Genomic DNA, 7296 nt, shown 5'->3' with positions numbered 1-7296 from the left:
CAGATCGCCGAAAAGAGCTTGCGCCATTTTGCGTCGCTCATAAAGCCGAAGCGAAACTCGGCTAGTTTTTTACCCAGCCGCGCTTTGTATTTTTCGTAGTGCTGCGGCGAGGCGAAAAGCCCATCGAGGCGCGGTGCCATGTTATTTTACGATCTCGTTTTTCTCGTTTACCTGTACGATTTTTGGCTCAAAATCTTTCGCTTTTTTGGCGCTCATTTGTGCGTAAGCTACGATGATGACGATGTCGCCGACGCAGACTTTGCGCGCGGCCGCGCCGTTTAGGCAGATCTCGCCCTTTTTCTCGCCGCGGATCACGTAGGTAGCGAAGCGCTCGCCGTTATTGACGTTTAGGATCTCGACTTTTTGGTATTCGCAAAGCCCCGCAGCCTCGATGAGCTCGGGTCCGATCGTGACCGAGCCCACGTAGTTGAGGTTGGCGTCCGTCACACACGCGCGGTGGATTTTGCTTGATAAAATTTCGATTTTCATCGGCTGTCCTTTAAATTTAGTCTAAATTTGACCCGCCTCGCGCCGCGACGAGCTCACTCACGACCTGCTTGTCGCTGAAGGGGTGCTTCACGCCCTTGATCTCCTGGTAGGTCTCGTCGCCCTTGCCTAAAATAGCGATCATCTCGCCGTTTTTGGCAAGATCTAGCGCGCGCGCGATCGCCTCTTTGCGATCCGCGATCTTTAAAATTTTATCTTTTCGGCGCATGCCGGCGCAAATTTGTTCGATGATCTCGTCTGGATCCTCGCTGCGCGGGTTATCGCTCGTAACGATACAGATTTTAGCAAAGTGCTCCGCGATGGCGCCCATTTTCGGACGCTTGCCGTGGTCGCGATCGCCTCCCGCGCCAAAAACCGCGATGATCTCGCCGCTTGCGCGCAGCGCGTTTAGCACCTTTTCGATACCGTCTGGGGTATGAGCGAAATCGACGATCACAAGCGGGTTTTTATTTACGATCTGCACGCGACCCTCGACGCCGCCGAAGTTTGCCAGGGCTTTTGCGATCTTTTTATTCGGCAGCTTGGTCAGAATTTTAACCGCCGCAAACGCCGCGGTAAGGTTGTAGAGATTAAACTCGCCGATCAGATCGCTTTGCAGCTGCGCATTATCGCCGTTTGGAGTACGCAGGAGCGCGTCGATGCCGCCCTTTAGCCCGTATCCGCTTACGCCGAAGCTCGCGGCGTTTTTGATGCCGTAGGTAAGGGCGTTTGCAGGGTTAAATTTAATATGCCCATCGTCGGCGTTTATGAGCTTTGGCGCGTCGTCTGCGAAAAACGAACTCTTGACTGCCGCGTATTCTTGCATGCTGCCGTGATAATCGAGATGATCTTGGCTCAAATTCGTAAAAATTTTAAGCGCAAAATTTAGCCCCTGGATGCGGTTCTGTGCGATTGCGTGCGAGCTTACCTCCATAACGAAATACTCGCAGCCCTGCTTGCTGGCTTCATAAAGATAGCTCATCGTCTTTAAAACTGAGCTCGTCGTAAGCCCCTTTTCGTCGATCCTGCGCTCATTTATAAAGGCGCCGCGCGTACCGCTTAAGCCGCAGCTAAAGCCCAGATCCAGCAGCGTCGAATAGATCGCCGCCGCGGTCGTGGTCTTGCCGTTCGTGCCGGTGATGCCTACGATTTTGATGTGCGGATTAATATTTAAAAGTTCCTTTGCTTGCGCGATAGAGATGATCTGCGCACCTTTTTGCGCCGCTTCGGCTTGGAATTTAGCGTTCGCGTCCGTGCGCATAAAAAAGCAGCCCACCTCGCACTCGGCGGAGTTATCGGTGATAAAGCTATTTTCGAGTCGTATTTTCATGATTTTTGATTTTTTGCATCAACGCTTCGAAGCGCTCATCGCCTGCGTACGCAGCAGCCGAGCTCTCGACGTAATTAAGCCCCATTTCGTAGTAGCCGTTTTCTATCAAATTTTCTAAAAATTCTATCATCTCACTTTTGTCCGAAATAGCGATTTTGGAGGAAAAAATGATCGATTCGAAGGCGTCTTTAAAGCCCTTTTGACCTACCGCTCGCATAAAATCGGCATAGGCGATAACGGCGATCTCATCCTCGGCGCCGGGTTCTGAGGCTGCTTCGTTCGCGATTTTTTCGTTGATGGAATTTAAAATTTTAAAAAGCTCCGCGGTTTGAGTTTTGGGGCTAAGGTTGTAAAAATCAAAGAGCATAAGCGCTTCTTCGCGGTCTGCCAGCGCGGTCTGGCAAAGCTCAAGCAAAAATAGAATTTCCTCCTCGCCGCTTTTTTCGTAGGCGAGCGAAAAATACAGCTTCGCAAGCTCAAATTCTCCGCGCGAAAAGGCTTTTAGCCCCAGCTTTTTATAATTCAAACTCTTCGCCTTCGGGGACGCTTACGACGCTAAGCTCGGGGTGGATATCCATGCGAAGCTGGCGCTCGACGCCGTATTTTAGGGTCTGCGCACTTGCAGCGCAGCCGTGGCAATGCCCGGTAAGGCGGACATAGACGACGCCATTTTTTATGCCTAAAAGCTTCATATCGCCGCCGTCGTTTTGCAGCATCGGTCGGATTAGCTCCAAGCTATCCTGTACCGGGGCTAGAAGCTCTTCGTCTGTAAATGGTATCATTAAAATTCCTTGTTTTGATTTTGGCGCATTATATCCAAAAGCGATAAAAAAAGGCTTATCGGGGATGAAATTTAATCTGAAATTTTGCGCGAGGACGCGGATTTTGCGTAATGGCTCGCAAAGAATTTTATACGCCGCGAACGGCGAGCCGCGATTTTAAAATTTTATCGATTCGGTAAGGACGAAGCCCGCGAATTATCAGGCCTGCATATATTTAAATTTAGACTATTTGCGCTATAAATTTGGGATGAAATTTTAGCCCGGTCGGGGGCTAAATTTGGGATGAAATTTTGCTTGAGCGGGAAAGAAATTTAAAGCAAACTGCCTAAATTTAATTAGAACAGGCGCCGATACGATTAAATTTTTAGAAAAACAATCCTGCTTTTAATCGCAAATTTTGCAACTACGAAAGTCTGGGCGGTGGATATTATTTTAAAGCTCGTAGATGAAATTTACGCTATGTTTATATCGATTGCGGCTGTGAAATTTTAGCGCAGGCGCGTGCAATCACGGCAAAATTTCTATCGGCGTGCCGATTTTTACGTGCTCAAAAAGCTCGTCCATATCGTCATTGACGAGCGCTATGCAGCCCTCCGTCCAGTCGCCGAACGCCGCGATACTCTGCCCTAGGTAGCTAAATTTGTTCGGTAGCCCGTGGATTTTGATATCGCCGCCTGCGCTCTTGCCGAGGGATTTTGCGTGCGCTACGTCAGCTTTGTTCGGATAAGAGATGCCTAAATTTAGATGATACGCTGAGTTTGGATTTTTGCCGTTTATGGTGTAGTTGCCCTCCGGGGTTTTGCCGTCGCCTTGAATTTCTTTATGTCCTTCAGGCTCGCGTCCGAGGGCGATTTTGTAGCTTTTCGCGACGCCTTTTGAGGTCAAAATTTCAAGAATTCGTTTGGATTTATAGACGCGGATTTTAGAAATTTGCTCGCCGTCCAATGCCTGCTTTAGCGGAATTTCGGAGTTGATCGTTTCGATATTTTTATAGCTGAGATAATTGTCCAATGCCCACGCTAGGCCCGCAGCGACGATAACAAGCGGAAGTAAAATTTTAAATTTCATAGAAGAAATTTCGGGAGTGATCCCGAAATTTTATTTGCTGATTAGCTCGATGTAAGCCATCTCTGCGGCGTCGCCCTTGCGAAGGCGAGTTTTGATGATGCGAGTGTAGCCGCCGTTTACGCCCGCGTATTTTGGAGCGATCTCGGTGACTAGCTTATTTGTCGCAGCTTTATCCTGAAGCGCCGCGAAAACAAATCTATGCGCCTCGCTGTCGCCCTTGCGCGCGCGAGTGATCAGCTTCTCGGCATAGCTTCTTAGCTCTTTGGCTTTAGGAAGCGTGGTTTCGATCTTGCCGCTAGTAACTAAAGCGATGGTTAAATTTTTAAGCAGGGCGGCACGGTGAGACGAAGTGCGCCCTAGCTTCCTATATCCGTGGTTATGTCTCATTTATTGTCCTTCATTCTTTTGTCTTTGAGCCTTCAGCTCATCAAGCTTGCGTTTTAGCTGCTCTTTTTTATCGCCGAGCTCTTGGTTGCCGATAGGATAACCGATCTCCTCCATAACAGCCTTGATCTCCTCGAGCGATTTTTTGCCTAAATTTTTAAGGTCTTTAAGCTCGCTCTCCTCCATGATCGCAAGCTCGCCGATAAATCTAATATCTGCGCGATCCAGGCAGTTGAAGCTTCGTGCGCTTAAGCTTAGATTGCTAACGCTCTCAAAAAGCTTTGCAAACTCGGAATTTGCAGGGATAGCTCTACCGAAAGTATCGGCAGCGCTGATATTTACGATACCTTTGAAAACCGCCAGCTGCTGATACATCGCCTCAAGCGCGTTTTTAAACGCATCTATCGCGCTGATCTGACCGTCGGTAGTAATCGTAAAGACCACCTTCTCGTAGTCGGGATTATCCTCTACAAATACGTTTTCGATATCGTAAACGGCCTTGGTTACCGGGGTAAAAAATGCATCCAGCGCGATAAAATCAGCGTCTAAATTTTCTCTGATCTCTTCGCTTGGGACGTAGCCGATACCCTTTTCGATGATGAGCGTAAATTTAAGATCGGCATCCTCGTTTATCGTAGCCAGATAGGCGCTTGGATTTACGATCTCTACGGCGTCGTTATTTAGGTCGCTGCCGTAAATTTCTTTAGGTCCTTTAAAGCTGTATTCTACGACTTCGCGTAGGGAATCGCCCTTGATTTTAAACCTTAAGCCCTTTAAATTTATGATAAAAGCCGCCATATCCTCGAGCATACCGCGCATGCTGTCGAATTCGTGGCTTACGCCTTCGATTTTAACCGCAGTCGGCGCGAAACCGACCGTGCTCGTATAAAGTAACCTTCGTAAAGGATGAGCTAGAGTGACGGCATATCCCGTTTCAAAGGGATATGCTATGATTTTAGCAACATTTTCGCTGACATTCTCAACCTTTATTTCAGTTGGCATATGAGCTGATGTTGTGATTTTTCTCATATTAGCACCTACTATTTCGAGTAAAGCTCTACGATAAATCTTTCCTCTACAGGAATAACAACTTCTTCTCTCTCCGGAACTCTAGAAAAAATTCCGTATCTTTTCTCTTTTTCTACGTCGACCCACGCTACGATGCCGGTCTGTGCAGTAAGATCCAGCGCTCTTGAAATTTGCGGGTTATTTTTGCTCTTTTCGATCACTTCGATCTTTTGTCCTGCGCGGACGCTGTATGAAGGGATATCGACGCGCTTGCCGTCCACTAAAATGTGTCCGTGCGTAACTAGCTGGCGCGCAAAGCGTCTAGTCGTAGCAAATCCCATGCGATAAACGACGTTATCTAGCCTTTGCTCTAAAAGCTGAACCAAGATCGCTCCGGTGTTACCCTCTCTACGAGCCGCTTCGGCAAATAGTCTGCGGAACTGCTTCTCGCTTACGCCGTACATAAATTTAGCCTTTTGTTTCTCGCGAAGCTGTGAGCCGTATTCGCTTAGTTTAGCGCGTCTTTGTCCGTGCTGACCCGGAGCGTAAGGGCGTTTTAAAAGCGCGCTCTTGCCCGCAAGTCTTCTCTCACCTTTCATAAATAGATCGACGCCGAGCCTTCTTTCTAATTTTTCAACCGGTCCTGTATATCTAGCCATAAATTTCTCCTTTTATAATTACACGCGACGTCGTTTAGGCGGTCTGCAACCGTTGTGCGCAAGAGGAGTGATATCTTTGAAATATGTAACTTTAATCCCTTCTACGCTACCTACGCTTTTAACGGCGGTCTCGCGTCCGCTTCCCGGACCCTGAACCTTGACGCCTACCTCTTTGATGCCGTGCTCTTTGGCTTTGCTTAGCGCGTCCTCGACGGCTTGCTGCGCCGCATAAGGGGTGGATTTTTTGCTGCCTTTAAAATTTAAAGCGCCCGCACTGCTCCACGCGATCGCGTTGCCCATCTCGTCTGTTACGGTAATCATAGTGTTGTTAAACGTAGCGGAGATGTAAACTATGCCTTTGGCGATATTTTTTCTGACGGTTTTTTTCTTAACTACTTTTTTTTGTGCCATATCTCAATCCTTATTTAGCTGCCGCGCCAACGGTTTTACGTTTGCCTTTTCTAGTTCTAGCGTTCGTTTTTGTTTTTTGACCGCGAACAGGAAGGCCCTTTCTGTGTCTTAAGCCGCGATAGCCGCCCAAGTCCATAAGCGCTTTTATATCCATAGCCACTTGTTTGCGAAGATCACCTTCGACCATATAGTGTTCTTGGATCTCTTTTCTGATAGCGGCGGCTTCATCTTCGCTCAGATCGGCGACTCTTTTATCGTAAGAAATTCCTGCCGCATCGAGAATTTTTCTCGACGTAAATAAACCTATACCGTAGATATAAGTTAGTCCGTATTCAATCCTTTTTTTCTTTGGTAGATCTACACCTGCGATACGAGCCATAACTTATCCTTGTCTTTGTTTATGTTTTGGATTTTCACAAATAACGTGAACAACACCTTTGCGCTTGACAATTTTACATTTGTCGCACATTTTCTTAACGGATGGACGAACTTTCATTCCACTCTCCTAAAATTTTCTCCACTTTAAATGCAAACTGCACCTAGGTTTAATGAAATTTCAAAAGCGAAAGTATCAAACCAACTGTTTTCAAAATAGTGGGGATTTTGAAAACACTTCTTCCTACAGTTTAGTCGCAAAATAGCGAGTATATCTAAATTTAACTTTATCCTTACTTATAGCGGTAGGTGATCCTGCCTTTATCGAGGCTATAAGGGGTCAACTCGACTTTTACGCGATCGCCGGGCATTATCTTGATGTAGTGCATCCGCATCTTGCCGGCGATATGACATAAAATCACGTGTTTGTTATCGAGCTCGACCTTAAAAGTCGCGTTCGGCAGCGCTTCTATGACGTTACCGTCGATCTCTATGACGTCGTCTTTTGCCACAAATTCTCCTTTCTTTTAAATTTAAAAAGGGCGATTATATAGAATTTAAAATTTTAAACAGCTTAAAAGAAATTTAAAATAAGCAAAATTTCAGATTTATTTCGCTACGCACGCACTGTTTTTACAAAAGCAAGGCGGCGCTCTTTTTAAAATTTTAGTATAATGGCTCAAAAATTTTAAAGGAAAAATATGAAATGGCAAGACGGCAGACGAAGCTCAAACGTGGAGGATGACCGCGCAAGCAGCATGCGCACGAGCTCCGGCTCGCTTGGGATGCTGAT

Annotated in this window: 12 protein-coding genes; all 12 read right to left on the bottom strand. The window is 46.9% G+C overall.

What is annotated here, in order from left to right; genetic code table 11:
- Nucleotides 1-141: 141 nt before the first annotated feature.
- A complete protein-coding gene (gene panD / locus Q0369_RS05955; protein WP_298097308.1) occupies nt 142-489 on the bottom strand; it encodes an aspartate 1-decarboxylase in 348 nt (115 codons plus the stop codon).
- 16 nt (nt 490-505) lie between these two features.
- Nucleotides 506-1816 (bottom strand): UDP-N-acetylmuramoyl-L-alanyl-D-glutamate--2,6-diaminopimelate ligase, encoded by a 1311-nt coding sequence (locus tag Q0369_RS05950; protein ID WP_298097305.1) that lies wholly within the window; start codon nt 1814-1816, stop codon nt 506-508.
- The gene (locus tag Q0369_RS05945) at nt 1794-2342 is read right to left on the bottom strand and encodes a histidine kinase (protein WP_298097302.1); all 549 of its coding nucleotides are present in this window, start codon (nt 2340-2342) and stop codon (nt 1794-1796) included. Before Q0369_RS05945 ends, Q0369_RS05950 begins: the two co-directional genes overlap by 23 nt.
- Nucleotides 2332-2598, bottom strand: a complete 267-nt coding sequence (locus tag Q0369_RS05940; protein WP_298097299.1) for a NifU family protein — start codon at nt 2596-2598, stop codon at nt 2332-2334. Before Q0369_RS05940 ends, Q0369_RS05945 begins: the two co-directional genes overlap by 11 nt.
- A gap of 507 nt (nt 2599-3105) precedes the next feature.
- Nucleotides 3106-3666: a L,D-transpeptidase family protein gene (locus tag Q0369_RS05935; protein WP_298097296.1), complete on the bottom strand. Its 561-nt coding sequence runs from the start codon at nt 3664-3666 to the stop codon at nt 3106-3108.
- 30 nt (nt 3667-3696) lie between these two features.
- Nucleotides 3697-4053, bottom strand: a complete 357-nt coding sequence (rplQ, locus tag Q0369_RS05930; RefSeq protein WP_005869862.1) for a 50S ribosomal protein L17 — start codon at nt 4051-4053, stop codon at nt 3697-3699.
- A complete protein-coding gene (locus Q0369_RS05925) occupies nt 4054-5079 on the bottom strand; it encodes a DNA-directed RNA polymerase subunit alpha (protein ID WP_177387178.1) in 1026 nt (341 codons plus the stop codon). It lies immediately after the preceding gene.
- An 11-nt stretch (nt 5080-5090) separates the two neighbouring features.
- Nucleotides 5091-5717: a 30S ribosomal protein S4 gene (gene rpsD / locus Q0369_RS05920; RefSeq protein ID WP_005869858.1), complete on the bottom strand. Its 627-nt coding sequence runs from the start codon at nt 5715-5717 to the stop codon at nt 5091-5093.
- A gap of 18 nt (nt 5718-5735) precedes the next feature.
- The gene (gene rpsK, locus Q0369_RS05915) at nt 5736-6128 is read right to left on the bottom strand and encodes a 30S ribosomal protein S11 (protein ID WP_005869857.1); all 393 of its coding nucleotides are present in this window, start codon (nt 6126-6128) and stop codon (nt 5736-5738) included.
- A gap of 10 nt (nt 6129-6138) precedes the next feature.
- Nucleotides 6139-6507 carry a 30S ribosomal protein S13 gene (rpsM, locus tag Q0369_RS05910; protein ID WP_005869856.1) on the bottom strand — a complete coding sequence of 123 codons (369 nt, stop codon included), beginning with the start codon at nt 6505-6507 and terminating at the stop codon, nt 6139-6141.
- Between the two features lie 3 nt (nt 6508-6510).
- Nucleotides 6511-6624, bottom strand: a complete 114-nt coding sequence (gene rpmJ / locus Q0369_RS05905) for a 50S ribosomal protein L36 (RefSeq protein ID WP_005869855.1) — start codon at nt 6622-6624, stop codon at nt 6511-6513.
- A gap of 172 nt (nt 6625-6796) precedes the next feature.
- Nucleotides 6797-7015, bottom strand: a complete 219-nt coding sequence (infA, locus tag Q0369_RS05900) for a translation initiation factor IF-1 (RefSeq protein ID WP_005869854.1) — start codon at nt 7013-7015, stop codon at nt 6797-6799.
- Nucleotides 7016-7296: the final 281 nt, after the last annotated feature.

This window comes from uncultured Campylobacter sp., from assembly GCF_938030685.1.
GTDB lineage: Bacteria > Campylobacterota > Campylobacteria > Campylobacterales > Campylobacteraceae > Campylobacter_B.
This window is presented reverse-complemented; position numbering and strand designations above follow the sequence as displayed.

Coding starts and splice junctions, on each gene's coding strand:
- panD (WP_298097308.1), bottom strand. CDS start 489: ATGAAAATCGAAATTTTATCAAGCAAAATCCACCGCGCGTGTGTGACG.
- Q0369_RS05950 (WP_298097305.1), bottom strand. CDS start 1,816: ATGAAAATACGACTCGAAAATAGCTTTATCACCGATAACTCCGCCGAG.
- Q0369_RS05940 (WP_298097299.1), bottom strand. CDS start 2,598: ATGATACCATTTACAGACGAAGAGCTTCTAGCCCCGGTACAGGATAGC.
- Q0369_RS05935 (WP_298097296.1), bottom strand. CDS start 3,666: ATGAAATTTAAAATTTTACTTCCGCTTGTTATCGTCGCTGCGGGCCTA.
- rplQ (WP_005869862.1), bottom strand. CDS start 4,053: ATGAGACATAACCACGGATATAGGAAGCTAGGGCGCACTTCGTCTCAC.
- Q0369_RS05925 (WP_177387178.1), bottom strand. CDS start 5,079: ATGAGAAAAATCACAACATCAGCTCATATGCCAACTGAAATAAAGGTT.
- rpsD (WP_005869858.1), bottom strand. CDS start 5,717: ATGGCTAGATATACAGGACCGGTTGAAAAATTAGAAAGAAGGCTCGGC.
- rpsK (WP_005869857.1), bottom strand. CDS start 6,128: ATGGCACAAAAAAAAGTAGTTAAGAAAAAAACCGTCAGAAAAAATATC.
- rpsM (WP_005869856.1), bottom strand. CDS start 6,507: ATGGCTCGTATCGCAGGTGTAGATCTACCAAAGAAAAAAAGGATTGAA.
- rpmJ (WP_005869855.1), bottom strand. CDS start 6,624: ATGAAAGTTCGTCCATCCGTTAAGAAAATGTGCGACAAATGTAAAATT.